Source organism: Pseudalkalibacillus sp. NRS-1564 (assembly GCF_050467905.1).
GTDB classification, from domain to species: Bacteria; Bacillota; Bacilli; order Bacillales; family Guptibacillaceae; genus Guptibacillus; species Guptibacillus hwajinpoensis_B.
In genome coordinates this window covers 131208-157502 of the sequence record NZ_JBITPM010000015.1, presented here as the reverse complement: position 1 = coordinate 157502, position 26295 = coordinate 131208, and the positions used below count along the sequence as shown (strand labels likewise).

Below are 26295 nucleotides of genomic sequence, written 5' to 3'. Positions count from 1 at the left end.
CCGGCCTCGTTTATTTACTGCTCTTCCGCAGCTTCAGTTTTGTCGACATCGTCACTTTTTTGGCTACTTTCCTTCTCAATAGACGCTCCATCAAAAGGCCAACAGCCGTTTCACCCATCAGTTCTGTGTACACTTTGACCGTACTCAAAGCAGGATAAACATACTTCGAAACGCTAATGTCATTCACACCAATTAAGCTGACGCGATCAGGAACAGCTACACCGTTCTCATGAAGAGCGCGGAGACATCCAATCGCCATTGTGTCATTCCCTACAAAGAAAGCAGTCGGTAGCTTCTCTCCAAGCTCTTCGATCGCACGATTCATAAGGGAATATCCATCATCTACCGTAAACGATCCTGTGTACACGTAAGATTCATGATCATGGTCACGTTCCGTCATATAGCGCTTGAACGTGAGCTCACGTTCATCAACAATTTCAGCACTAGCATCTCGAAATGTTTCTCTGCCACCAATGTAGCCAATTCTCTCATGACCTTTACTCGCAAAATAATCGAGCACTTTTTTGGTCGCCTTTTCAAAATCTACGACAACCGCATCGTACTTTTCATTATCTGGATCATAGTCAACGAATACGATATTCGGGGTGACTTTATTTAATGAAGCTATTTCTTGACTACTAAATTTACCAACGGCAATCATGCCCTGAATGTTTTCTTTTTCTAATTCATCGTAATTATCTTTAAAAATTTTCACGAGTTCAAGCCGCTCTTCCTGACAGCGCTGCTCGACTCCTAGTCGAATCGACATGTAATACAAGTCATTCAACTCTTCTTTTTCGGTATACCAATGGATAATCGCAATTTTCGGTGTTAGTGATTTTTTTCCTCTTTTTTTACTATAGGAAAGCTCTTCTGCCACTTCGAAAATCCGCTTTTTCGTATCATCTGAAACTGATAACGTTTCATCATAGTTAAGGACGCGTGAAACGGTCGATGGTGAACATTTCACTTTTTGTGCGATGTCCTTAATCGTTGCCATGGCCATCATCCTTTTTTATTCTGCTTTTAAATAAAACACTTTCGATTGAAAGTCACCACCGCGCTCAGCTTGCTCGCCATTCGCTCCATTGAACTCAACCGGAAGCGGAATGCCGTTCTGCATCAGTTCATCTCCGAAGTATGTCTCCCCATCGACGTCATATTGATGATCAGGAGCTAAACCTTTTAATTTCACAAATTGATTGGTGCGTGGATTCGGAGTGCTTGATGATTTATACCAGCCAACAAGCGCTTCTTTTCGATTAGACGAAACGATCATCCAGGCCGTTTCATTGCTGTCAAACGGACTTTTTAAGCGAATGAAATCACCATCACGGACAAGGTGTCGAAATGATTGGTATCGTTTAATTTGTTCTTTTACAATTTCTTTTTCTTCATCAGATAGGGTTGAAGGATCCAATTCATAACCAAAGGTTCCAAAATACGCGACATCTGCCCGCATTGACAGCGGAGTTGAACGAAGCGTTTGGTGGTTTGGAACGGCCGATACGTGAGAACCCATGCTATAGATAGGAAAAGCGATAGAGGTACCATATTGGATTTTCAGCCGCTCCACCGCGTCTGTATTATCACTCGCCCATGCTTGTGGGGCGTAGTAAAGGAGAGCCGGATCAAAACGACCACCGCCGCCCGCACACGATTCAAACAGTACATTTGGAAACTCTGATGTTAACCGTTCATAAAGATCATAGACACCGAGAATGTAGCGATGGAAAAACTCTCCCTGGTGCTCTAAACCTGCAGAGTAGGCCTCCGTAATGTTCCGATTCATATCCCATTTAATATAATCCAGATTTGTCGACTCAATGATCGTTTTCATTCGTTCGAAAATATAGTCCACTACTTCTGTACGCGTATAATCAAGTACGCGCTGATTCCGGCCAAGCGTAAAGTGCTCACCTGGAATACCTACAGCCCATTCAGGATGCTCTCTGTAGAGCTCACTATCAGGACTAACCATTTCAGGCTCAAACCATAAACCAAATTGCAATCCCGTTTCCTTCACTTTTTCAGCTAGAGAGGCAATGCCATCTGGGAGTTTGTTAAGATCAACCGTCCAATCTCCTAGTGAAGATCGGTCATTGTTTCTCTTCCCAAACCAACCATCATCAAGGACGAAAAGTTCAACACCAAGTTCTTTTGCCTCTTTCGCAAAATGAATAAGCTTCTCTTCATTAAAATCAAAGTAAGTAGCTTCCCAGTTATTAATTAAGACAGGACGCTCTTTCTTTTTCCACTGTTCACTAATCAACTGATTGCGGTAAAGATGATGGAACGTTTGGCTCATCCCGTTCAATCCTTGATCAGAGTAAACCATAATCGCTTCTGGTGATTGAAACGATTCACCCGGACTAAGATTCCACTGAAAACCAAGCGGATGAATACCAAGCTGCGCACGTGCCACGCCATAATGATCTACTTCCGTTTGCGCTAGAAAATTGCCGCTATACACGAACTGGAACCCAAACACCTCACCCGTATGTTCTGTTGCATCTATTGCTTTTAGTGCAAGAAATGGATTGTGATGATGAGAGCTTGCTCCACGAATACTCGAAACGGACTGAATGCCCTGCTCTAATTTCCTCGTTTTCACGTGACGCTCACGGGCCCATGTTCCTGAGAGGTGCACCATTTCCATATCAGCATAAGGAAGATCAACAGACAGTGACATCATTCGATCAATGGATAGCTCGCTATCTGTTTTGTTAATAAGACGCGCGTTCCTCGCAATCACAGATTCATTTTCAAAAATCGTGTAACTGAGATGAAGCTCAACCTTCTGATACGTATCCTCCAACACAATAAGTAACGTCTCCGCTTCTTGCGCATTCGCATAAGTGGCCGGCAAACCTTTCAAGCGAGGCTTCCCTTTCACTTGCTCATGGGATTTGTAAACAAAGTTCGCTACAGGCTTATGACCTGCTGACACCATAAAGGCAGGCTCTCGAAAATCTCCTTTTCCATAGGCAGGGTACTCCTGCCTAATTGTTTCAAGCGAAAAAGCCGCGTCGTTCTCATATGAATGACAGCTAGCCGGCGTTGGATTGTTGGTGTTCTGAAAATGACGATAATCACGATCAGGACGAAGCGCTTTTCCGAAATACAAATGACCGAGCTGACCATTTTTTAAAATATGAAAGATGTAGCTGATCTTTCCATTCGTTAGATGAAACTGCTGTTGGTTAACCAGAATGCTCATTGCCATCGATCCTTTATCCGAGTTTAGGTTCGTTCACTAGTTTTACGCTGTTTGCAGTATGTCCTTCTAATTCCAGAACGACAATTTCATTTGTATCTTCATTTAACAGTGGACCTGGCAAGTAAAGGCGCTGCTGTGGCCCCATCGTTTGCCAGTAGCGACCAAGACTAAAGCCATTAATATAAACATTCCCTTTTGTAAACCCTTCCAAATCAACAAATGTATCATAGCATTGATCAGCATGAAATTCGCCTTTGAAATATTTCGGATAACGTTCTCCTGATGAATACGTCTTCGGTAAACGATCTCCTTCAATTTTGATCATTTCCCAGTCAAACCAATACTGGTTGTTTAGCCAGAGATTTTGCACAATCCCCTTCTGGTCAGATAGATTTTTTCCATAATTCACTCTTCCAAGGTTTTCAACAAGTATTTCAAGAGCATTTACTTCATTCGGAAACGGAATCATAACCGATTTTGACTCATCATTTACTGAAACCGTCGCCTCATGTTTCCCATTGACGTAAAGAAAAGCTCGATCATGAATTGGCGTTGTATCAAGCTCAAACGTTCCAGTGTCGTTAATCGACGTTCGATAAAGCGTGTAGCCGAAACTCTGATCAATCTTCTCCATGCTCCGTGGTGCAACGTGCTCTACCCTGGTTCCTACTTCTTGGAGAACATCGAACAGGCTTGCGCTCTCCACTAGCTTCACTTCTCCATAGCTTTTCGTCTCAACTTTAGAAACATCTTCAATCGAAACGTCTGCTACGCTTTTCAACACCTCCGCCATTGCGAGATACTTGTCTGTCACGTCGCCCCATTCTGTTAAAAGCGAATCGTAGTCATAGCTAGTAATCGTCGGAGCATATTTTTCGTAATGATTCGCACCGTTATAGAAACCAAAATTTGTTCCACCGTGGAACATGTAGAAATTCACAGATGCGCCCATATCCATTAACTTCTGGAACACTTCCGCTGCTTCCTTTGCGTCACGTGTATGATGCTCGCCGCTCCAGTGATCAAACCAGCCGATCCAAAATTCCGCGACCATTTTAGGTGAATCAGGTTTCATCGCTTCAAGTGCCGCAAAGGCTTCTTCTGGCCTTGAGCCAAAATTCAGCGTCGTTACGACATTATCCATTGAACCTTGTTTAATGAAATCCGGTCCGTCTGATGTGAAGTAAAACGTATCAATGCCATGTTTCTCGTACTGTTCTTTATGAAACTCAAGATAGTTCTGATCGTTGCCATATGCGCCATATTCATTTTCAATTTGAAAGGCAATCACCGGACCGCCGTTCTTTTGTAAGAAAGGCTTCAACCGTGGAAGAAGGTCATTAAAGTATTCCTCTACATGTTTTAGAAAAGCAGGATGACTACAGCGAAGTGCCATGTCATCTTCTTTTAGTAGCCAAGAAGGAAGTCCCCCCATTTCCCACTCTGCACAAATATAAGGAGAAGGACGAACAATAACATAAAGCCCAACGTCCTGTGCTTCAGCTATGAACCGCTCCACATCAGCCATTCCTTCAAAATGAAACTGACCCTTCTTCGGTTCATGAAAATTCCATGGTATATACGTTTCTACTGTATTCAGTCCAAGTGCCTTCAGCTTCTGAAGGCGATCTCTCCAATACTCAGGGACAACTCTGAAGTAATGAAGACCTCCTGAAAGAATTTGGAAGGGTTCGTCATTTAAGTAAAAGTGGTTCTTTCTCGCTTCCAGCATAACAGCCTCCTACTATTTCAAGGCGCTTCCGAGCATACCTGAAATAAATTGTTTTTGCAGTGTTAAGAAGAATGCAATGATCGGAACAGTCGCTAACGTAACGCCCATCATCACTTGACCGTAGTCGATATAAGAGAGTCCCATTAAGCTAGATAGCGCAACAGGGAATGTGTACATATCGTTCGTATTCAATACAACGAGCGGCCACATAAAGTTGTTCCACTGCGTCATGAAAAGGAAGATCGAAGCAGCTGCTAAAGCTGGTCGCATCGATGGAATGACGATCGAGATAAAGATACGCGTTTCGCTTGCGCCATCAAGACGTGCTGACTCCATCAACTCTGTAGGGAATGCCAGGAAGTTCTGTCTTAATAAGAAAATCGCAAATGGGAAGCACAATTGCGGTGCGATAACTGCAAAGTACGTGTTTAATAGATTAAAATCAGACATCATTTGGAACAACGGTATCAGTGTTGCCTGGTAAGGAATCATCATGGAAAGCAAGAATGCAGTAAAGATGAACTTTTTCCCTTTGAAATTGTACTTCGCTAGAACGTAGGCTGCGCTCGCACAAACTGCAAGGGCAATCACTACATAAAGTCCTGAGACGAAGAGAGAATTAAACAGTACTCTGAAAATACCAATTGACTCATTTAGATTGGTTAAGTTCGTCATAAACTGATCGCCAGGTAAAAGCGTTGGCGGGTTCGTAAACATTTTACTAGAGTCGTTCGTCGCTCCGATAAACATCCAGTAGAACGGGAAGATCGAAACAACAAGGAAAATACTTAGTAGCGTATACATCCAAACAGCTTTTAGCTTATTTTTCTTTTTCTTAGGTTTCTTTTGTTGCCTTTGAGCAAGGGTGAGTTTATTCGTCGACTGTTCAATTACCTCAAGGTTCTTAGCCATTAATCATCACCTGCTATCTTAAATTGGATAATGGAGAGAATACCAACCATCACAACAACCGCGTATGCAATTGCGGAAGCGTAGCCGAAATCAAAGTATTCAAATCCACTCTGGTAAATATAAAGTCCAAGGGTCATCGTTGAATCCGCCGGTCCACCGCCTGTTAAGTTAAATGGCTCGTCGAAAAGCTGAAGCGTTCCGATGGTTGATAGAATACCTGCAAAAAGAATAACGGGTTTTAGTTGTGGAACAGTAATGTAGAAAAATTGCTTAAACTTATTCGCTCCATCAAGAGAAGCGGCTTCGTATAAATCTTCTGGAATGTTTTGAAGAGCTGCTAAGAAAATAACCATGTTATATCCTGTCCATCTCCACGTCATGGCGATAATGATCGAAGCCTTTGCCCAAAACGGATCAGATAACCACGGAATTGCGGTAATCCCAATGTAGCTTAATGCCGTGTTAATAATTCCTTCTTCTTGAAGCATGATCGAAAATAAAATCGAGTAAGCTACAAGCGATGTAACTGTTGGAAGAAAGAATGAGACGCGGAAAAATCCTTTTAGCTTTAACAGCTGGTTGTTCAACACATTGGCTAGTACCATTGCAAGAATGATCATAACTGGGACTTGAACAACAAAGATAATGAATGTGTTCTGCATCGCCGTCCAGAAAATATCATCATTCCAGAGACGCGTATAGTTTTTCAATCCTGCAAAAACGTATTCTCCACCAACTCGTTCCTGAAAACTGAGAACGAAGGAAGCGATAATCGGATAGACGGTAAATGCTAGGAAAAGCAGAATGGCCGGAGCTGCGAATAAATATGGAAAACGTTTCGCTCGATTCATGAATATCCCACCTTAACATGACAGGGGTCGAAATGAATCAACCCCTGATGATTTCTGTAGCTTATTGAATACGGTTTTTCAAACGATCTTCTGAAGCTTTTAATGCTTCTTCAATGCCTTTACCGTTCGCAATTTCAGATTGCGCTTTAACAGCTTCATCCTTCGCTACGGCATAGTCTCCTGTGTAGTTAACAGCAGGAATGCTATCCATTTCGTCAGCAAGTAGACTCCAGATCGGCTGATTGTTAAAGAACTCAACTTCTTTTGTAAATGCCTCGTTACCATAAATCGTGTTTAGTGAAGGGAACAAACCACCTTCCATTGCAGTTAATTGAACATCTTCATCTGTTGAGAAGAATTCCATAAAATCATACGCTAGATCAGCATTGTCGCTTGCACTAGGAATCATGTAGTTACTTCCGCCCAAGTTAGATGCGCGATTGCCACCTTCTTCAAACGCCGGTAGCTCAATTAATCCCCATTTTCCTGAAGTATCCTTGCCCTGCTGAGTGATCGAACCATACAACCATGCACCCGATGGAGCTGTCGCAACATCTCCACTAGTCATAGCGCTAATCCATGCGTCCCACCCTACTGTTTCTTTAACTAGTCCTTCTTCATTTAGATTCTTTTGTACTTCCATTGCCTTTTTCGACTCTTCTGAAGTGAGGGCTACATTTTTCTCATCGTCAAAGTAGAATGTGCCTTGCTGATTGAGCATCATACGATAAAGACCGTCATCACCGTTCAGATCAAGACCAATCATTGCTTTATCCGTTTTTTCTTTAATTGTTTTACCAGCTTCGATATAGTCATCCCACGTTTTAATATCTTCCGCATTTACGCCAGCTTCTTCAAAAATATCGGTGCGATAGAAAACTCCTGTTGGTCCACCGTCAAACGGGAATCCGTACATGGCGCCGTCTTTTGAAACAAGCTCTGTCTTATAAGACGGGAAGCTCTCTTTCATTTCGTCAAATCCTTTATCGGAAACGTTTACAAATGCGTCCGGAAAAGCACTCATATAACCTTGAACGCGGTCATCTTCCACAAGAACGATATCTGGTAAACCTTTACCTCCTGCTTGAAGACCAGTTGTTAACTTCGAGTAAACATCGTCAGTACCCATTTCAACAACTTCTAGTTCAAAATCCGGATTTTCTTCTTTAAATTTCTCGGCTGCTTCTTCAAGCACCGGTACATTAATATTCCAAGCCCAAGCTGTTACTTTATTGCTATCGCCTGATCCTTCACTATCATCTCCACCATTCCCACACGCCGCAAGAAACAGACTTAAGACAAGCATCATACTTATACTAACTAGACCCGTTACCTTCTTCATCGACTACCCCTCCAATTAATTACTGAAAACTTTCAAAATTCGTAATGAAAGCGTCTACACTTATTAGAATAGTCGAAGAGGTAAACATAGTCAAGTAAACTTTTACTAAAAGTTTACTACTTTATTTAATTGACAATTAATGGAAGTTTTTACACAAGAAGAAAGTGTCCATCTGTGACGGACACTTTCTTCTTTTTGTCTTTATAGGGGGTCAGGTGCGTACCTGACCCCCGCACTATTATTGAATCCGATTCCTCAACCGATCTTCCGCCGCTTTATAAGCCTCTTCAATCGATTTCTGACCATTCATCACTTCGGATTGTGCTTTGATTGACTCATCACTTGCAAGCGCATAATTACCTGTATAGTTCACAGAAGGAATATCATTCATCTCGCTTGCAAACAGCTCCCAGATTGACTGATTGCTAAAGAATTCCACATCCTTTGTGAATGCATCATTTTCATAAATCGTGTTTAGCGTTGGAAATAAACCATTGTCCATCGCCGTTAGCTGTACGTCATCACTAGTAGTAAAGAACTCCATGAAATCGTAAGCCATATCCTGATTCTTGCTCGCGCTTGTAATCACATAGTTACTTCCACCAAGGTTCGCTGCACGGTTACCATCTTCTTCAAACGCCGGAAGCTTAAACACTCCCCAGTTACCTTCTGTGTCTTTAGCTTGCTGTGTAATAGAACCGCTCAACCACGCGCCAGAAGGAGCCGTCGCAACATCACCTTGTGCCATTGCACTAATCCACGCGTCCCAACCCACTGTATCTTTAACTAGTCCAGCTTCTTTCATCATTTGTACTTTCTCTGCCGCCATTTTAGATTCTTCAGAAGTGAAGTTCACATTCTTTTCATCATCAAAATAGAATGTTCCTTGCTGCGTCATCATCATACGGTAAAGACCGTCATCACCATTCAAATCAAGGCCAAGCATTGCTTTTCCTGTAGCTTCTTTGATCTTTTCCCCCGCTTCAATGAAGTCATCCCACGTCTTAATATCATCGGGATTTACACCAGCTTCTTCAAAGTAATCTGTTCGATAAAAAACGCCCGTTGGACCACCATCAAATGGGAAACCATACATTGCATCTTCTTTTGAAAGAAGGTCTATTTTATAAGTAGGAAAGCTCTCTTTGCTTTCATCAAATCCCTTATCAGATACATTTACGAACGCATCAGGGAATGTTTCCATATAACCCTGAATACGATCATCCTCGACAAGTACGATATCTGGCAACCCTTTCCCTCCAGCTTGAAGGCCAGTCGTTAATTTCGAATAAACATCTTCACGACCGAGTTCTACAACCTCTAGTTCAAAACCCCGGTTTTCTTCTTTAAACTTCTCTGCCGCTTCTTCAAGAACTGGAACATTAATGTTCCATGCCCATGCTGTCACCTTTTTACCATTACTATCTCCGTCTCCCGCCGACCCTTCACTTGAGCTATTATCACTAGAACAAGCACCGAGAACTAACATCAGAACAAGCAAGAAACTAACTCGACCGATTACCTTTCTCAAAATAACCCCTCCTGTTTGTTTACTAAAAAATATTGAACGACAAAAATGAAAGCGCATTCATGTTTATAGATTAAGGTACATTCAAAACTTAGTCAAGTAAATGTTTACTGATTAATTTACTTTTTTGACGGCTATATTCTTTTCATTCTGCCTCATGTATTTTACGTTTTTGTAAAATATTGAAGAAAAGCAAATTTCAAAGATATAAATGCTATAGTATTAGGTGGATTATATTTAATTATTGGAGGAGCTATATGGTATTTAGTAATCTCGTTTTCTTATTTGCTTTTATGCCGATCGTCTTATTTTCTTATTTTTTTGCTAGAAAAAGTTTTCGAAACATCGTGCTTCTTATTGCTAGTCTTGTTTTCTACGCATGGGGAGAACCACAGTATGTCTTTCTGATGCTCTTCTCTATTATAATGAACTATGGTTTTGGGAGAGGAATTGGCTATTTTCATAATCAGCTCGCAATAAAAAAATTCCTCCTAACGTTATCGATTGTCGGTAACATTGCAATTCTTGGTTACTTTAAGTACGCAGGCTTCGTATTAGCTAATGTTAATGGCTCCTTTGGGACAAGTTTTGAACTTGGAGAGCTGCCTCTTCCAATTGGAATCTCGTTTTTTACATTCCAGGCGATGAGCTATGTCATTGATATTTATCGAAAAGACGCACCCGTTCAGAAAAATGTTTTCTCACTAGCACTTTATATCTCTCTTTTCCCCCAGCTCGTTGCAGGGCCAATTGTTCGATACAATACCGTTGATCAACAAATTCATTCTCGCTCTATAACTGCTGATAAGGTACACGAAGGAATCAAACGATTTATTATTGGTTTATCAAAGAAAGTACTGTTAGCTAATAGTTTCGCAGTTGTTGCGGATCAGGCATTTAACACTCCCGCAGGTGAAATGAGCGTGATGATGGCGTGGATTGGTGTTATTGCTTATACACTACAAATTTACTTTGATTTCTCAGGGTATAGTGACATGGCCATTGGTCTAGGAAAAATGTTTGGCTTTGATTTTCTAGAGAACTTTCGATACCCCTACATATCTAAAAGCATTTCAGAATTCTGGAGAAGATGGCACATTTCTCTTGGGACATGGTTCAAAGATTACGTTTATATCCCACTAGGTGGGAATCGCCATGGAAAGCTTGTGCAGGTACGTAATCTTCTAATCGTGTGGACGATTACTGGGTTCTGGCATGGCGCTAGCTGGACGTTTATGGCCTGGGGATTCTACTACGGGGCAATTATCGTAATTGAAAGCCTCGGATTTGGTAAATGGTTAAGTCGCCTATGGTCGCCTCTTCAACATATCTATGTCCTACCGCTCGTCATGATCGGCTGGGTCTTTTTCCGCGCTGATAACTTTACGTATTCATTTGAATACTTACAAACGATGTTCGGCTTTAATCAGGCTGCTTTCGCAGATTCAATGTTCCTATTGCAGTGGAATGATAACTGGGTGTTATTCCTAGCTGGCGTTATTTTCAGCACACCTTTCATAGCGAATATCGGCAACATTTACAATCGAATGGCGACGAAAGCAAAGGGACTACAGGTCGTCACGCTTTTCTCAGAACCAGCGATTTATATGACGCTAATGATTTTCGCTATGGTTCGATTAGTCAATTCTAGTTACAACCCATTTATTTATTTCAGGTTTTAATGCCAATAAAGGAGCTTTGCTATGATTCAGCGAATTGAAAAGGCAAGGAAATGGATGCTCATTATCTTATTCTTTGCGTTTATCTTTACCGTTTTCTTCTACCTTACAGTTTCAGCAGATATCGAAGTATCTGACGTAGAAAAAAGAGAACTAACTCAAAACCCTGACCTTTCGATTGAGAATGTTTCGAACGGAGAATACATGAACGATTTTGAATCGTATTTTCTTGATCAGTTTCCCGGTCGAAATATCTGGTTGAAATCATATCTTCAATATCAGCAAATGACGAACAAAACCTATATTTTTGATTACTATGTATCTGACTCGAATTGGATCATCCCAAAACCGAGTTATAGTAAGCCTTCTACCTATATTGATAAGGCAGTTGATAACTTAAACGAATTTGCGGCGGCGATGAAGTATGAGGGAAAGGAAGTTTATTTTGCTTCTCTTCCTCATAAAGTGAATACCATCGACATCCTGCCGTCTTATATTGAAGAGGGAACAGGAATAGAAAAGAAAGATCATTTTTTCTCAGAATTTAACCAAAAGAGCATCCCAACAGTTGATGTTGGGAAAGAATTTAAAGAAGAATATACTGATGATGAATTGAAAGAGCGCTACTTCAAGACAGACCATCACTGGAACATGTTTGGGGCGTTTGAAGGCTATCAAAAAGTAGCAGACCTTCTCTCTGAGAATTCAACTTACTACACAAACATGAACGAAGACGACAGTGACTATGAATTAAAGTGTTATAACGACAAACAATTTATTGGAAGCTATAATAATCAGCTTTATTTAACGGTTGATGCAACAGGTGAAAAGATCTGTCACATGTTACCTAAAGATAATCTATTTGATAACTATCAAATTACCTGGAACGGCAAAGAGCGTACATTTAAACAGGTATATGGTACTGACATATTTAGAGATAACGATCCTATCGATTTTGGTGGGCTGTACATGAACAATACAGCTGAAATTACAATTGAGAACCCTGCCGTTCAAGAAGAAAGTCGACTATTGATTTTAAAAGATTCCTACGCAAACCCAATTGCGTTCCACATTGCCCAGCATTTCTCCAATACTACTGTTTATGATATCCGTTATAACGATGATCAGATTTTAACAGAGTATATGGCGGATAAGGATTTTGATGTAGTCCTGTTCTTGTATAATGACGCCATGCTTCAAGGCGAATCCTTCCGCTTCTCAACACCAATGGAAGACTAAATCGAACGAAGTTTTAGTTGAGCAAAATAAATGAAACCAGCTCTCAATGAAGAGAGCTGGTTTTTTGTCTTTGTTTTGAGGACAGCCGTCTTTTGTTGGGGACAGGTACGCACCTGACCCTCCCCTCATACTTCCGCAGTTACCCCATATACAGACTCATGAAAATGGTGAATTTGAGGTTCAAGTCCATTCTCTTTAAAAATCTGCATCATCTTCTCAGAAGAAATTCGCTCATGAAGTGGTGGGCCCATATCCATTTCAATGGCTTCCCATTCAAGTACAAGCAATTTCTGTCCCGCCTTAATAATTCGCTTAAATTCTTGGAATGCTCTCGTAAGATCAGGCACTTCATGAATCACAAATGCCGATATGGCTTTGTCAGCTACGTGATCTGCCAGATTAATCTGCTCAAGGTTACTGACAACGTACTCGATATGCCCTGATAGATTTTCTTCTGAAACACGCTTTTTAAGAAGATCTAGCATCTGCCTTTCAATATCAACCGCATAAACCTTTTCAGCTGCTTCCGATAACGGCAATGTAAAATACCCATTTCCCGCTCCTAAATCAGCCACATGATCAGTTGCCTTTACACCAAGATGATCGATAACTTGTTCAGGTGAAATAATTTCTTTTCGTTTCGGATCAAGTAGTCGATCCGCATTACCTGGTTTGAATCGTTTACCAGCCACAACGAGAACCTCCTTAGAATTTCTTTCTAATTCTTCACAACACTACTGGCAGTTATACAATATTTAAACACTAAAGCCCGCTCATTAATGAGCGGGCTTTAGTGTCCTCTATAGAAAGACAGCTGTCCTCCGTGGGGGTCAGGTACGCACCTGACCCCTCTTATACCCATCAGGATTTTCCGACTGCCAGCGCCACGTGTCGCGGCACATTTCTTCAATGCCTTTTTCCGCTTTCCAGCCAAGCTCAGCTTCAGCTTTCGCCGGATCTGCATAGCATTCTCCAATATCGCCAGGACGGCGCGGAGCAATGGAGTACTTCACTTCTTTCCCAGTCGCTTCTTCAAAAGCCTTCACCATCTGAAGCACGCTATACCCATTTCCCGTGCCAAGGTTATACGCTTCTACTCCCGTTGTACCTAGGATATGCTCTAACGCTTTCAAATGACCGTTAGCCAGATCCTCCACATGGATATAATCACGAACGCCTGTACCATCTGCTGTATCGTAGTCATCTCCAAACACGCTAAGCTTTTCGAGTTTTCCAACCGCAACCTGACTAATATACGGCATGAGGTTATTTGGAATCCCGTTAGGATCTTCCCCAATTCTTCCGCTCACATGAGCTCCGATTGGATTGAAATAGCGAAGAAGGGCAATGCTCCAGTTTGAATCAGAAACATGAAGATCACGAAGAATCTGTTCAATCATGAGCTTCGTTTGTCCATACGGATTCGTTGCGCTTAAAGGGGCTTCTTCAGTGATTGGCATAAGATCAGGCATACCATAAACGGTTGCAGATGAGCTAAACACAATGTTTCGAACGTTAAATTTCTCCATCACTTCACAAAGAATGAACGTCCCTGTTAAGTTATTATGGTAATAATGAAGTGGCATGGAAACCGATTCGCCAACAGCTTTCAAGCCTGCAAAATGAATGACTGCTTCAATTTCATTTTCTTCAAACACCATTTCTAAAGAAGATCGATCAAGTAGATCCACTTCATAAATCGGAAAATCTCGCTCAGTTAACTCTTTCACACGATCAAGCGATTCCATTTTACTATTCGAAAAGTTATCCACGACAACAATATCGGAACCTTGATTAAGTAACTGAACACACGTATGACTTCCAATATATCCAGCACCGCCTGTTACTAATATAGCCATTCTTACTCCCCCACTTCTTGTTATGTCACCAAAAAATTCCTTCTCATCATATCACATTCATTCCCATAAATTCAGCGCAAATAATGAAAAAATCGCTCTCTATGAGAGCGATTCTGCTATAGAAGGAAGCAAATCATCTAGACAAGAGTCTGGATTTCTTTCGTTTTCCTTTCTCTTCTGAATCAGCAGCTAAAAGACCTTCCTGCTTCTTCATTCCTTCTTCTTTGAAGCGACGCTTTTCTTCTTTCGACCACGATTTATACTCTTTAATAAAAGCTTCATACTTCGGCATGATATCTTTCATTGCGCCATACTCACGGATCGTGCCATGTTCAAGCCAGATTGCTTTATTACAAAACTTCTTCATCTGGCCGTTTGAATGACTAACAAAGAAAATTGTTTTTCCTCGTTCCTTAAACTCCTCCATTTTGACAAGGCACTTATCGGCAAACGTCTTGTCACCTACAGAAAGGGCCTCATCGACGATCAGAACATCTGGGTCAACGCTAATGGATATTGAAAAACCTAGACGTGATTTCATACCACTGGAATATTTTTTAACAGGCATATCGATAAATTTACCGATATCTGCAAAATCAATAATGTCAGGCTTCATCTTTTCAATAACGTCTTTCTTATATCCCATCATAAGCAGCTTCAATTCGATATTCTCGCGCCCTGTTAGCTCTTTATTTAAGCCAGCAGAAACAGCGATAAGGGAAACATCACCTTTTACGTCAATTTCCCCACTAGTTGGTGGCGTGATATTAGCGACAAGGTTTGAGAACGTTGATTTCCCGGACCCGTTCACTCCGATGATACCAACGACATCACCTTCACCTGCTTCAAATGTTAAATCACGAATGGCATAGAAATCCTCCCCGTAGCCACCAGGGAGAAGAATATCCTTGAGCTTATCAGAGTTCTGCCTGTGCATTTTATATTTTTTTGTAATCCCGTTTAATTTAACTGAATAACTCATAAACGACAGTCCTTATTAAATATAGTCTACGAAATGACTCTTGAACTTCATATGCAGGTAGGAACCAATCATCAGTAAGAGCACAACGACTACCCAGTAGTAAAGGGTATATTGCAGTGTCTGATGAACCCAGCCCATGCCGAGAAGTGCATCTCTGTAGCCTTCCACTATATAGTATAGCGGATTAAGTTTCATCCCAATCTGAATAAATCCAGGAAGATCATCAATTGTCCATAAAATTGGTGTTAAATAAAGAAACATCCGAATAAACGACTGAAGCATTTTGTGCACATCTCGAACGATTGTCGATAGCGTCGACGTAATGAGAGAGATGGCAAAAATGAGAATAATTAAAGCAAACATATAATACGGTAGTTGAAGCAAATGCCAGGATACCCCCTGGCCAGTTAATAACACTGCTGCAAAGTATATACCAAGTAAAATCAAATGTTGATAAAAGACTGACATAATCACATAGCTCGGAATCGTACTCATTGGAAAGTTCATTTTGGATACCATTGATATCCTAGTATAAATCGACTTTGATCCTTGAATAACAGCAGGATTAAAGAAGAACCATACAACAAGACCAGCGGACATCCATAGAACAAATGGGACGCCATCAACCGGGTTCCCGTTTCGTATTCCAAAGCCAAATACAAACCAGTAAATACTCATTTGGAAAAGGGGATTTAGAATCTCCCAAACCATACCAAGATAATTATTGCTATTCGTGCTCTTTACCTGATAAACCGAAAGCCGATTAATTAGGTAGAAGTTGCTAACTTGTTCTTTTAAAACTGCAATCATAGAATTCATGCTTATTTTGCCTCACTAACAAAAATTTGGTCAACAACCTTTTTGGTAGCAGACCCTCCTTCAAGGTAACAATAAGTGTTATAGAAATCGTTATACTTTTCTTCAAATACGCCAAATCCTTCATTTTCAAACGTTTGAATGGCGTGTAAAACTTCTTCAGATGTTGTCACGACAGGACCTGGCGCCTCTTCTTCAAGATCAAAGTAAAAGCCACGCAATTTATCACGATATGAAGCAAGATCATAAGCGAAGAAAATAATTGGTCTCCTCAAATTAGCATAATCGAAAAAGACAGATGAATAATCTGTAATCAACACATCAGAAATTAAATAGAGATCATTGACATCGACACCAAGTGATAAATCAAAAACAAATCCTTCATATGGAGAAAGATCAAACTGCTCTGCAATTAAATAGTGCATCCTTAATACAATAACATATTCCTCGCCGATTTCACGTCTCAATAAATCAAGATCTAATTTCAGCTCATGTTTATATTTCCCCGGTTGATAAAATTCATCATCTCTCCAGGTTGGGGCATAAAGAACCACTTTTTTTTCTGTAGGAATGCTATACTCCACTTTCAATGCATCAATTTTTTCTTGATGATTTTCAAGATGAAGACGATCATTACGTGGATAGCCCGATTCTACCATTTTTTTCTTAAAACCAAATGCTCTCTTAAAAATCTCAGATGAGTACCGATTCGGCGAGATTAAGTAATCCCACTTCGCTGCTTCCTTATAGAAATTATCTTTATAGGAAAGCGTGTTTGTTCCAGGCATGTACACTTCTTCCATATCACCTGCAAGCTTCTTAAGCGGCGTTCCATGCCAAGTTTGTACATAGACAGTGTGAGAAGGCTTAGGAATCCAAAGCGACATCCGACTATTAGTCACCCAATAACGAGCACGAGCCATGAGATAAAACCATCTTAGCGAAAAACGCTTTACAGTAGGTATACCCCTTTTACGGAAAGACTCAGCATGAGATTCTTCAACACTCCAAATCATGTCTAAATCATAGTCGTGCTCTAACAGATATTCGTAGATCGCCCTTGGATTACAGCTGTACTGCTTTCCAGAAAAGCTCTCAAAAATAACAAGGCGCTTGTTTGCTGGAAAACGGCCCAACGCCACAAAAAGAAGTCGACTAAACGCCTTCATTAATGGATATATTTTCAACATTCTCAATAGCTTTTTCATGAAATGGACACCATACTCCCGACTAGTAGTAGATTACCTCTATTCGAAATGCGCTGTCGCTTTGAAAAAACAGGATAGTGCCATATCGCCTTCACCAGCGGCAGTACCCTGTTTCTCTAAAGTCTATCTACATTTCAGCTTTCTCGGGCTCAAATACCCTATTAATTACTTTTCTAGAAGCGTGCCCATCATCAAGATGACAATATTTATCATAGAATGCATCAAAATTGCTTTGATAGGTAGCTTCTATTTTCTCGATATGCTCAATCGCATCTATGACACCGTCCGACGTTTTAAGAAGCGGACCTGGTGCTTCATTCTCAAAATCCATATAGAACCCGCGAAGAGAATCGCGATATTTTTCAATATCATAAGTGAAAAATAAAATGGGACGACGTAAATTTGCGAAATCAAAGAATACGGATGAATAATCAGTAATCAGAATATCTGATAATAAATAAAGCTCCGCAATATCTCCGTAGTCAGATAAATTGTATACAAAATCGCTCATTCCAGTCGTATCAATATGCTCTGCAATTAAATAATGCATGCGTAGACCAATCACATATTCGTCACCAAGACGTTCCTGCATTTCGCTAAGGTTCAGCTTTAAATCAAACTTATACTTCCCCTTACCGTGAAACTCGTCATCACGCCACGTTGGGGCATAAAGAATGACTTTTTTATCAGCAGGAATACCAAGCTTAGCCTTTATTTCCTGCTGACGTCTAGCCTTTTCTTCATCCTCAAGATAGAGGATATCGTTTCTCGGATAGCCCACATCAAGAACTTCTTTCCCGAACTTAAAGGCTCTTCTGAAAATAGAAGTCGAATAATCATTTGGCGAAACGAGATAGTCCCATTTTTGGGCTTCATTGTAAAAGTTCCGCTTATATTTTTCAGTTGTCGTGCCAGGCATACGTACTTCTTTCATATCAGCTGCCAGTTTTTTGAGCGGTGTACCATGCCATGTTTGTAAATAAACTGTCTCAGGACGTTTAATCGCAAAGTTTGGCATTCTAGCATTCGATACCCAGTACTTGGCAGTCGCAAGATGGTAATAGTAAGCGGGGCTTAAGCGTCGCACCTGCTTAGGATTCCCCGGTATATCCTTTTTCTTTTTATCATATACCCATAAATAATCATACTTATGATCGCTTTTTAACAGTTCTTCATAAATGTAGCGAGGGCTATCTGAATACCCCTTACCACCGAAGCTCTCAAGAAGTACTTTTTTCGGTTTCATTGGCATTTTCACAAGAACCGTTCGATAAAGCTGACGCATGAGTAAGTGCTTCTTCCTCAATGATCTACGCCACTGCCTTAAGCGTACACGAAACATCATTGACTTCAGAACAGCTTCCTTTTTCCCCTTTTGTAGAAGACGATGCTCTCTTCGTTCGATGATATTCCGTCTCTTAATTCTTCCAGGTGCTACTAAAGAGAGACTGTTCTTTAAAGCAGTGAAATGATCAAATAAAACGTTAGAGTCCTTCACGGCTTTATTAGTAATGCTCTTTGAATAATAATTTAACAAGAGAAGGTCCAAATAGCGACTAATGCTTTTCGTATCAGCGTACGACATCTTCATTTTATGATAGACATAAAATAAATCAGGCAACTTCTCCTCTACAGAATGGAGCATGAGAGTTGGGTGGTCGATCGGATCATAGCATTCTCCTTTTAAATAAGTGGGAACGCCTGTAATCATCGGAATCTCCTCTGTATTTACTATTGCTGGAATGGAGAAGGTAAGGTCCGTGTAAAAGGTAGCTTGTTCATCAAAACGAAGCTCATGAACATCCACAAAGTCTTTGCGTAGCAACAAGTTAGTAGCACTCCTACGACGAAGTGCTTTGATTTTTCTTCCACCACTTAATCTACGCAAATAGTAGGAATCTTCCCCGATTTCCATTGGAATAGCAATTTTTCCAGCTTTGAAAATAGAACCACCAATGAAGTGATCTTCTCCTATGTTGTTTAGGAGAAGGTCTAGTGTGTATGGCGCCAGGTAATCGTCACCGTCAACAAAATAGATAAACTCGCTTGAAGCGTACTCGATCCCCATGTTGCGCGCTTTTGAGACACCAACATTTTTATCTAGATGATAGCAAGTCATTCTCGAATCGCTGTAACGCTCAATAATCCCCTTACTATTATCAGTTGATGCATCGTTAATCAGAATGATTTCTATATCCTGAAAAGTCTGCTGTAATAGGGAATCAAGGCATTTTTCGATATAGTCTTCTTTATTATAAACGGTTACTATTACACTAATTTGTCCCATAACAATTCCTAGCACCTCAACTATTTATTCTTTCTTTCTACAATTGCTTATCCGTTAGATACAAGTAGCTCTTTCTTGATTTTCGATGTCGAAATTCCCGCTGTGCGAGGAAGATAAATGACTTCACAATGATCTTTCAAGAAATCAAATTTCCCTTCCCAATCATCACCCATCACAAAGATGTCTACATCGTGATTTTTTACGTCATCTACTTTTTGCTCCCAGTGTTCTTCTGGAATCACTTCATCAACATAGCGAATTGCTTCTAATATCATTTTGCGATTTTCATAGCTATGATATGCTTTTTTATTTTTAATTTCATTAAATTCATCTGTTGAAATAGCTACAATAAGATAATCACCAAGATCTTTCGCTCTCTTCAATATATTAATGTGGCCCCAATGCAATAAATCAAATGTACCGTAAGTCAAAACCTTCTTCATTTCGACCCCTCCAGTTAGTAGTGTTTAATAATTTTTACGAGACGTGAATTAACATACAATTTACAATCTTTAATAACACTTAACATCACGCGAGTTCATTATGATTTATAATGGATTTATATTGAATATTAGCTTTTATCAAATGAACGTGATGTAATGAAGACCCGTAGGCCTGTCTTTAATACAAGCATGGCAAGGAAAAAGGATATATAGTAAAGTAGCAGATCTACTCCTGTTAGTTGTTCAACAATGATGATAACAACGACAGCTACAAAGAAACCAGGTAGACCGAGCAGAACAGCTACAATATCAAAGAATAATGATCCATCTCGAATCGAATTAACAGGATCTTGAGTGGTTGATTGTGACATCGTCAGCTTCGTTAATTGATAAGCAATCGGAACGAGTAATGCCATAATAATCGCAACAAACGTCGCATAAACAAGAACCATTTCGAGAATACTAACATCTAGCATTCCAGCTTGTCTTAATACCGTTAAAACGATCGATAAAAAGACAGGTAGAGCAGCTGCTTGGATAATAATATCAATATAATAACCTTTCGACGACGTTTGCTTCGTAATGCGAGCAACTTCACCATCTACACAATCAAGTAGATAACCGAGATTGTAGAAGAGCGCCGCAAGTATAATGGATAGTGGTGTAGCGATCACAAGTGATAAGCCTGAAATGAGAATGAAGAATACACTCATCCAGCTTATCGTATTTGGTTTTATACGCATCTTACAAAAAAGAATTGTAAGGTAAATCGAAATTCGACGCAGTACGTACCATGACCACAGGTCTTCTTTGTAACTTAATGTTTGAGACTGCTTACGATATGCAAGGATCGTCTCATTATCAAGAAATGTGGTCGGTAGTAATTCTTGCCCATTTTTCATGACCGGTCTTCACCTTCCAGTATTGTTTGCTAAAGTATCCGCCTACTAGTCCAAGTCCTCTCGTAAAGTGAAGCAAAAAGAACTGCATCACAGTTGGGAAATAAGCGCGGAAACCATGTTTTTTAATAACTCCTAGCGAAGAAATGCCGATCATCATCATATAAATAGTAACGAGCGTGATTAAGCTGATTAGAAACCCATTGTTAAATAGCGCTCCAATTCCAAGACCTGTTCCAGTTAGAAATGCTATTAACGGAGCAAGCTGTCGGAATCTCATCACACCTCGAGTACTTCTCGATGCAATAATACCCCATTTTCCATCTGCATAGGATTTCTGAACAAATGCTTTCAGACTATCTCTTGCGTAGTAAGTGGAAGCAATTTCGCTTGATAAATAAAACTTGCCACCCTGATTCCGTACTCTCGCATGAAATTCAATATCTTCACTTCTTCTTAAGTTTTCGTTGAATAATCCGGCTTTCTGGAACACTTCACGTTTGTAAGCGCCATAGGGCACGGTATCTACTCGCCCTTCCCATTTGCTAGAGCTCTTTGTGATGCGGAACATAGAGTTCCCAACGCCCATAGGATGTGAGTAAACATAAGCATTAATCGTTCCCCAGAACCCTTTTCCTTCTGTTCGAATGACTCCACCAACGCAGTCCATATCTGGCTGACGCTGAGTTAAGTCGTAATAACTCGTAAGGAAATTAGTTGGAATCATAGTATGACCATCTACTCGAAGAATGTATTGCCCCTTCGCGTTTTGAATGGCAAGATTCCATCCTGTCGGCAACGTCTCTTTCGGATTTTCAAACAACCGTATTCTTCCCGGGTTCTTACTACTAACATCTTCTATAATATCCTTCGTTCGATCGGACGACATTCCATCTACTACTAGAATTTCATATGAATCTTGAGGAAACTCCTGTTGCAAGACACCTTCCAGCAACTTTCGTATATACCTCTCTTCATTCTTCACGACGAGAAGCACGGAAAAGAACAATTCTTTCATTTCTTTTCATCCCTTCACAACTTCGCCTTATCTCTCTTTTAATCTAAGAGACTTACATAAACCTTTTCAATCTAATATTTAAGTATACATGATACAGGTTAAAGAATCATTGTAAAAATAAGGGAAAAGTAATTTATTTTCTTTCAATTGTGTGAACAATCATTGGCCATTGCTGTCGTTTTCTAAGAATAAACAAAGACTTATCGCAGAAAAGCGAGTTTGAAATGAGCAGTATTTTAATATTTCATAATGCATTTACGTCTTAATTAACATACTGACATCCTTCGTCACTCTCATTAAGATTGTGGCCCTACAATCACTTGCAATAAATGGATGCTTAGTTAGAATCACGTACTTTAGTGACCTATGCAATCTAAATCCGGCACATACTTTTTGATTGCTATGGGAATAGGAGATTCTATCGTTGAAAAAAATGATCCATTTTATGCTTAAACAGACTTATACATAGTTAACCTACATTACCCTTTTAGATGTAATTAAAAACAATGAAGAAATGAGAAGTAAAGGTCAATAAAAGCAAACAAGACCCAATAAATACAAAGGAAAGCGTTATTTCGTTATGCTTTATCATAACATTACCCAAATGAGAAGGATACCGACTATCGCTGTCGAAAAATCTGTTATGGAGGCTAACGATAATGAAGAATGGCTTCTTATTTGGAAAGCTACGTTAGCTTAAATTGTTGATTCTTGATTTTAGGCTAATTCGAGTGAAGTCTTCCTATCGTCATGTCTTTTCATTATGAAAATGCAGGAAAATAGTCATGATATATGTTAATATTAGTAAGCACTTATTGGGATTTTGAAAACAATTAGTTACTGGGAGGATTCAACATGAGAGTTAGAAAGGCGATTATACCTGCCGCTGGTCTTGGAACAAGGTTCTTACCAGCAACTAAGGCACAGCCAAAAGAAATGCTACCAATCGTGGACAAGCCAACGATTCAATATATTGTAGAAGAGGCTGTCGCTGCTGGAATTGAAGACATTATCATCGTTAGCGGTCGCGGAAAGCGTGCTATTGAAGATCATTTCGATAAATCATATGAGCTTGAAGAAACGCTTATCAAGAAGCAAAAAGACAAGATGTTAAAAGAAGTACAACAAATTTCTAATCTCGCTAACATTCACTACATTCGTCAAAAAGAACCTAAAGGACTTGGGCATGCCATTAATTGTGCTAGCCGCTTTATCGGCAATGAACCTTTCGCTGTTCTCCTTGGTGATGACATTGTAAAATCAGACCAACCATGTATCGGCCAGCTAATGGATAGCTACAATCGTTACCGCACTTCAATCGTAGGTGTTCAACAAGTGGCTGACGATGCTGTTTCTAAATACGGAATCATCTCTCCTAAGGGAGAACAAATTGACAACGGCATTATTCCAATTAAGTCACTCGTTGAGAAACCATCCCTTGAAGAGGCACCTTCTAATTATGCCATTCTTGGACGTTATATCTTAACTCCTGAAATCTTCTCCATTCTTGAGAACCTACCTAAAGGTGCAGGCGGAGAAATTCAGCTTACAGATGCGATTAAGGTGCTAAATGAGCAGCAAGCAGTCTTTGCTCATGAGTTCGAAGGTCAGCGTTATGACGTTGGTGATAAATTTGGATTCATAAAAGCAACAGTTGATTTTGCCCTTAATCGTCCAGATCTCCAAAAAGATGTGATGAACTATTTAAAACAAGTTGTGGATCAAGAACTCACAACAAAGAAATAAATAAGTAAGTAAGACAAAAACCGCACTCCTCCCATAATAGAGGAATGCGGTTTTTATTATTTGATTTTCTCTAGCTGTTTCTCTGCAAATTCACCACCAATCGGTAGCTTATACATCTGTCCCTGATAAGCTTTTACCATTAAGACAATCCAAACAATTAAGCTTAGCGGTGGCAATATAAGAAGAGAGACAAGCGATCCTATAATTGGAATCACATTCATAACAAGACTTGCGACAAATAATGTTCCGAACACAACGATCGACTGCATGGCATGAAAACGCACAAACTTGTTTTCCTTTTCAATCAACAAGAAAATAATACCTGTCACGAACCCCAGCACATAGGTCAACAGTCCTGCGACATTTTCCTCCATACCACTCGATGTTTTGCGAGGGGTTTGGCCCATTTTTTCAGGGTTATTCCCTGTTTCCACTGCGATACCTCCCTTATTTTGTAAATTCTGAATATTGTTTAAATTAATTTTATCAAAAGAAGGAATTGGAGGGTAGTATACGAAAGTATACTACTTAGACAAAAATCGAGTACTTTTTCAGTGGAGTGTGATAAGGATGAACCTTCCAGATAACCCCAATCAAGAACAAATTCAGTCGAAGGCTTTTCCGTTTAATATTACGAGAGAAAAAGAGTTAGCCGTATTTTCTCGTTTGCTAGATCAAAACGGTAGCAGCATTCTATCCGTATATGGACAGCCCGGGACAGGAAAAAGTGAGCTAATGACGCATTATCAAAAGGAAGCGTCAGACAGAGATATTGTTTTCTACCTTGTAAACGCACAGTATTCAAAGGCTGAACCATCCGCTTTTCTCCAATTACTATTGGAGCAAATGGGAGCATCTAACCTATACATTTCGCCTCTTGAGGCAATTAATATGCATATTCAACATCTTGAACAACAAGGAATTCGTTTCGTCATAGCCATTGACTCCTATGAACGCTTTGAGAAATTAGATGAATGGTTTAGACAATCTTTCCTTCCATCTCTTCCCTCTTCAAGCATTCTTTTTTTTGCGGACGTAAAAAGCTCAGGGAATCCTGGAGGGCATCGATCTGGTATCCGTTCATTACTTCCATTGAATTAAAAGGTTTCACCATCGGACAGTATGATTCTGCCTTTCGCACTCTTAAACCAGAGCTCACTAAGTTAGCCTGGCAATTTTCAAGTGGTAATCCCTATGCATTATCGCTTTGCGTTCAGAAACTAAACGAGACGCAGGAATGGAATGAAAAGGATGAGCAGAAAATTTATAGAACCGTCGTCCAAGAATGGCTAAGTGAACTTGAAGATGATCGCCTCCTTCCCTACATAGAAGTGGCGTCGATTGGTCACTACATTCAACAGGAAAAGCTTGAAGTAATGCTGGATCAAACGATCTCGCGAAAAGATTTTGAAGCACTCGTATCCCTTTCCTTTTTTGAGGAAACAGAGTCAGGGTGGCAGCTTAACACTCTTTTTCAACGGGCAATGAGAGACGACCTGCGTAGAAGAAAACCCACGTATTATCATCAATTATGGAAACGCGCCCTGCTCTATTGTCGATCCTTTTTTAAGCATGACCGAGTCATGGATTCCACCGAAATTAGCGAATTCTTCTACTTGCTTGGTGAACCAATGATGCGTGCTTCTTTATTTGATCATGACACGCTCTCTACTTATAGCATGACATCTGCTAGCTCAGACGATTGGGACGTGGTCCTACCTTATTTGAAGAGTCCTCCCACGATGAATGAAGCGTTGTTTGATGATGATCAAAGTACCAAGGGTTTTCAGCAACATGTTCCAAAGAGCCGTGATAAGCAATCAGCCTATATAACGAAGGAAATGATTGAGTCTGTAGGGATTCAGCATGTGAAACTGCTACGTCACCGTGGTGGAAAAGTCATTGGAATCGCGTTTCTTATTCCAATCCAGTCCAGCACGCTTAAGAAGCTACAGCAAAGCCCTGTTACAAGAAGTTATTTTAAGAGGCTGTCTTCTGCAGAAGAAAAAAGTATTTTGTCTCAGGATAAGCCGGCAGGGTGGGTCATTCGATACCTCGGTGTTAAAAATGTGAGTCAAATGGAAGATCGCCAGGCACTTTTGTATCATCTTCTGCCTCTTGTTCTAACAGAAGGAATTCTCGTTGCATCGACACCGCTTCCTTTTTATCAAGATTTATCAGAGCAGTTCCGTTTCAGCGAAGTACACGAGGCAATGCATTTTGACTATGGTCCAGACCGACCTTCCAGGACTTATGAACTTGATTTAAGAAACGCTCGTCTTTCCCAGTACCTTGAAACATTCGCCCAGGCGCTCGGCGTAAATCTAACCGAAACACCACACCATCCATTTCAGTTTACTCCGCGTGAAGAAGAAGTTGTTACACTCGTCATCCAAGGATACTCAAATGCTAATCTTGCTGCTGAACTCTCCTTAAGCGAAGTGACTATCAAAAAGCATTTAAGTCGAATTTATGAGAAAACTGGTGTAAAGAACCGCACGCAGCTAACGCGTATTATGCTTGAGAGGAAATAA

At 40.3% G+C, this 26295-nt stretch carries 21 protein-coding genes and 1 pseudogene; 5 read left to right on the top strand and 17 right to left on the bottom strand.

The window, feature by feature from the left end:
- Positions 1-10: 10 nt before the first annotated feature.
- The 7 genes from ACIFPW_RS08220 to ACIFPW_RS08190 all read right to left on the bottom strand — a co-directional run bounded on the left by ACIFPW_RS08220 (position 11) and on the right by ACIFPW_RS08190 (position 9588).
- The gene (locus tag ACIFPW_RS08220) at positions 11-1000 is read right to left on the bottom strand and encodes a LacI family DNA-binding transcriptional regulator (protein WP_430243397.1); all 990 of its coding nucleotides are present in this window, start codon (positions 998-1000) and stop codon (positions 11-13) included.
- Positions 1001-1015: 15 nt separating this feature from the next.
- The gene (locus ACIFPW_RS08215; protein WP_430243395.1) at positions 1016-3220 is read right to left on the bottom strand and encodes an alpha-galactosidase; all 2205 of its coding nucleotides are present in this window, start codon (positions 3218-3220) and stop codon (positions 1016-1018) included.
- Between the two features lie 13 nt (positions 3221-3233).
- Positions 3234-4952, bottom strand: a complete 1719-nt coding sequence (locus tag ACIFPW_RS08210; protein ID WP_430243393.1) for a glycoside hydrolase family 35 protein — start codon at positions 4950-4952, stop codon at positions 3234-3236.
- A 12-nt stretch (positions 4953-4964) separates the two neighbouring features.
- Positions 4965-5756, bottom strand: a complete 792-nt coding sequence (locus ACIFPW_RS08205; RefSeq protein WP_048312872.1) for a carbohydrate ABC transporter permease — start codon at positions 5754-5756, stop codon at positions 4965-4967.
- A 107-nt stretch (positions 5757-5863) separates the two neighbouring features.
- Entirely contained in the window at positions 5864-6715 is an 852-nt protein-coding gene (locus ACIFPW_RS08200) for a carbohydrate ABC transporter permease (protein WP_430243391.1), read from the bottom strand.
- Positions 6716-6776: 61 nt separating this feature from the next.
- The gene (locus ACIFPW_RS08195; protein WP_430243389.1) at positions 6777-8057 is read right to left on the bottom strand and encodes an ABC transporter substrate-binding protein; all 1281 of its coding nucleotides are present in this window, start codon (positions 8055-8057) and stop codon (positions 6777-6779) included.
- Positions 8058-8295: 238 nt separating this feature from the next.
- Complete coding sequence (locus ACIFPW_RS08190) at positions 8296-9588, bottom strand: ABC transporter substrate-binding protein (RefSeq protein WP_430243387.1); 1293 nt, start codon at positions 9586-9588, stop codon at positions 8296-8298.
- 254 nt (positions 9589-9842) lie between these two features.
- On the opposite strand from ACIFPW_RS08190, the gene ACIFPW_RS08185 reads away from it, so the two are divergent.
- Both ACIFPW_RS08185 and ACIFPW_RS08180 read left to right on the top strand, forming a co-directional pair.
- Positions 9843-11267 carry an MBOAT family O-acyltransferase gene (locus tag ACIFPW_RS08185; protein ID WP_430243386.1) on the top strand — a complete coding sequence of 475 codons (1425 nt, stop codon included), beginning with the start codon at positions 9843-9845 and terminating at the stop codon, positions 11265-11267.
- 21 nt (positions 11268-11288) lie between these two features.
- Positions 11289-12503, top strand: a complete 1215-nt coding sequence (locus ACIFPW_RS08180) for a DHHW family protein (RefSeq protein WP_430243384.1) — start codon at positions 11289-11291, stop codon at positions 12501-12503.
- A 125-nt stretch (positions 12504-12628) separates the two neighbouring features.
- Here the strand turns inward: ACIFPW_RS08180 and ACIFPW_RS08175 are convergent, their stop codons facing one another.
- The 9 genes and pseudogenes from ACIFPW_RS08175 to ACIFPW_RS08135 form a co-directional block, all read right to left on the bottom strand.
- Positions 12629-13195 carry a class I SAM-dependent methyltransferase gene (locus ACIFPW_RS08175; protein WP_430243382.1) on the bottom strand — a complete coding sequence of 189 codons (567 nt, stop codon included), beginning with the start codon at positions 13193-13195 and terminating at the stop codon, positions 12629-12631.
- A gap of 138 nt (positions 13196-13333) precedes the next feature.
- Positions 13334-14362 (bottom strand): UDP-glucose 4-epimerase GalE, encoded by a 1029-nt coding sequence (gene galE, locus ACIFPW_RS08170; RefSeq protein ID WP_430243381.1) that lies wholly within the window; start codon positions 14360-14362, stop codon positions 13334-13336.
- A gap of 196 nt (positions 14363-14558) precedes the next feature.
- A pseudogene (gene tagH / locus ACIFPW_RS08165) lies at positions 14559-15344 on the bottom strand (teichoic acids export ABC transporter ATP-binding subunit TagH); the annotation flags it as partial.
- Between the two features lie 15 nt (positions 15345-15359).
- On the bottom strand, positions 15360-16163 hold the full coding sequence (locus ACIFPW_RS08160) for an ABC transporter permease (protein ID WP_226615391.1): 804 nt from the start codon (positions 16161-16163) through the stop codon (positions 15360-15362).
- A gap of 2 nt (positions 16164-16165) precedes the next feature.
- On the bottom strand, positions 16166-17368 hold the full coding sequence (locus ACIFPW_RS08155) for a CDP-glycerol glycerophosphotransferase family protein (RefSeq protein WP_430243379.1): 1203 nt from the start codon (positions 17366-17368) through the stop codon (positions 16166-16168).
- A gap of 127 nt (positions 17369-17495) precedes the next feature.
- Positions 17496-19655, bottom strand: a complete 2160-nt coding sequence (locus ACIFPW_RS08150; protein WP_430243377.1) for a bifunctional glycosyltransferase/CDP-glycerol:glycerophosphate glycerophosphotransferase — start codon at positions 19653-19655, stop codon at positions 17496-17498.
- 47 nt (positions 19656-19702) lie between these two features.
- A complete protein-coding gene (gene tagD, locus ACIFPW_RS08145) occupies positions 19703-20098 on the bottom strand; it encodes a glycerol-3-phosphate cytidylyltransferase (RefSeq protein ID WP_194218652.1) in 396 nt (131 codons plus the stop codon).
- A gap of 128 nt (positions 20099-20226) precedes the next feature.
- Positions 20227-21000: a CDP-alcohol phosphatidyltransferase family protein gene (locus tag ACIFPW_RS08140; RefSeq protein WP_430243375.1), complete on the bottom strand. Its 774-nt coding sequence runs from the start codon at positions 20998-21000 to the stop codon at positions 20227-20229.
- Positions 20960-22015, bottom strand: coding sequence for a glycosyltransferase family 2 protein (locus tag ACIFPW_RS08135; protein WP_430243374.1), 1056 nt, complete (start codon positions 22013-22015; stop codon positions 20960-20962). Before ACIFPW_RS08135 ends, ACIFPW_RS08140 begins: the two co-directional genes overlap by 41 nt.
- A gap of 855 nt (positions 22016-22870) precedes the next feature.
- Between ACIFPW_RS08135 and galU the strand changes: the two genes are divergently transcribed.
- The gene (gene galU / locus ACIFPW_RS08130; protein WP_303534280.1) at positions 22871-23761 is read left to right on the top strand and encodes a UTP--glucose-1-phosphate uridylyltransferase GalU; all 891 of its coding nucleotides are present in this window, start codon (positions 22871-22873) and stop codon (positions 23759-23761) included.
- 56 nt (positions 23762-23817) lie between these two features.
- Here the strand turns inward: galU and ACIFPW_RS08125 are convergent, their stop codons facing one another.
- Positions 23818-24195, bottom strand: coding sequence for a DUF4870 domain-containing protein (locus ACIFPW_RS08125; protein ID WP_430243373.1), 378 nt, complete (start codon positions 24193-24195; stop codon positions 23818-23820).
- A gap of 136 nt (positions 24196-24331) precedes the next feature.
- Between ACIFPW_RS08125 and ACIFPW_RS08120 the strand changes: the two genes are divergently transcribed.
- Complete coding sequence (locus ACIFPW_RS08120) at positions 24332-24862, top strand: AAA family ATPase (protein ID WP_430243371.1); 531 nt, start codon at positions 24332-24334, stop codon at positions 24860-24862.
- Between the two features lie 275 nt (positions 24863-25137).
- On the top strand, positions 25138-26295 hold the full coding sequence (locus ACIFPW_RS08115; RefSeq protein ID WP_430243370.1) for a response regulator transcription factor: 1158 nt from the start codon (positions 25138-25140) through the stop codon (positions 26293-26295).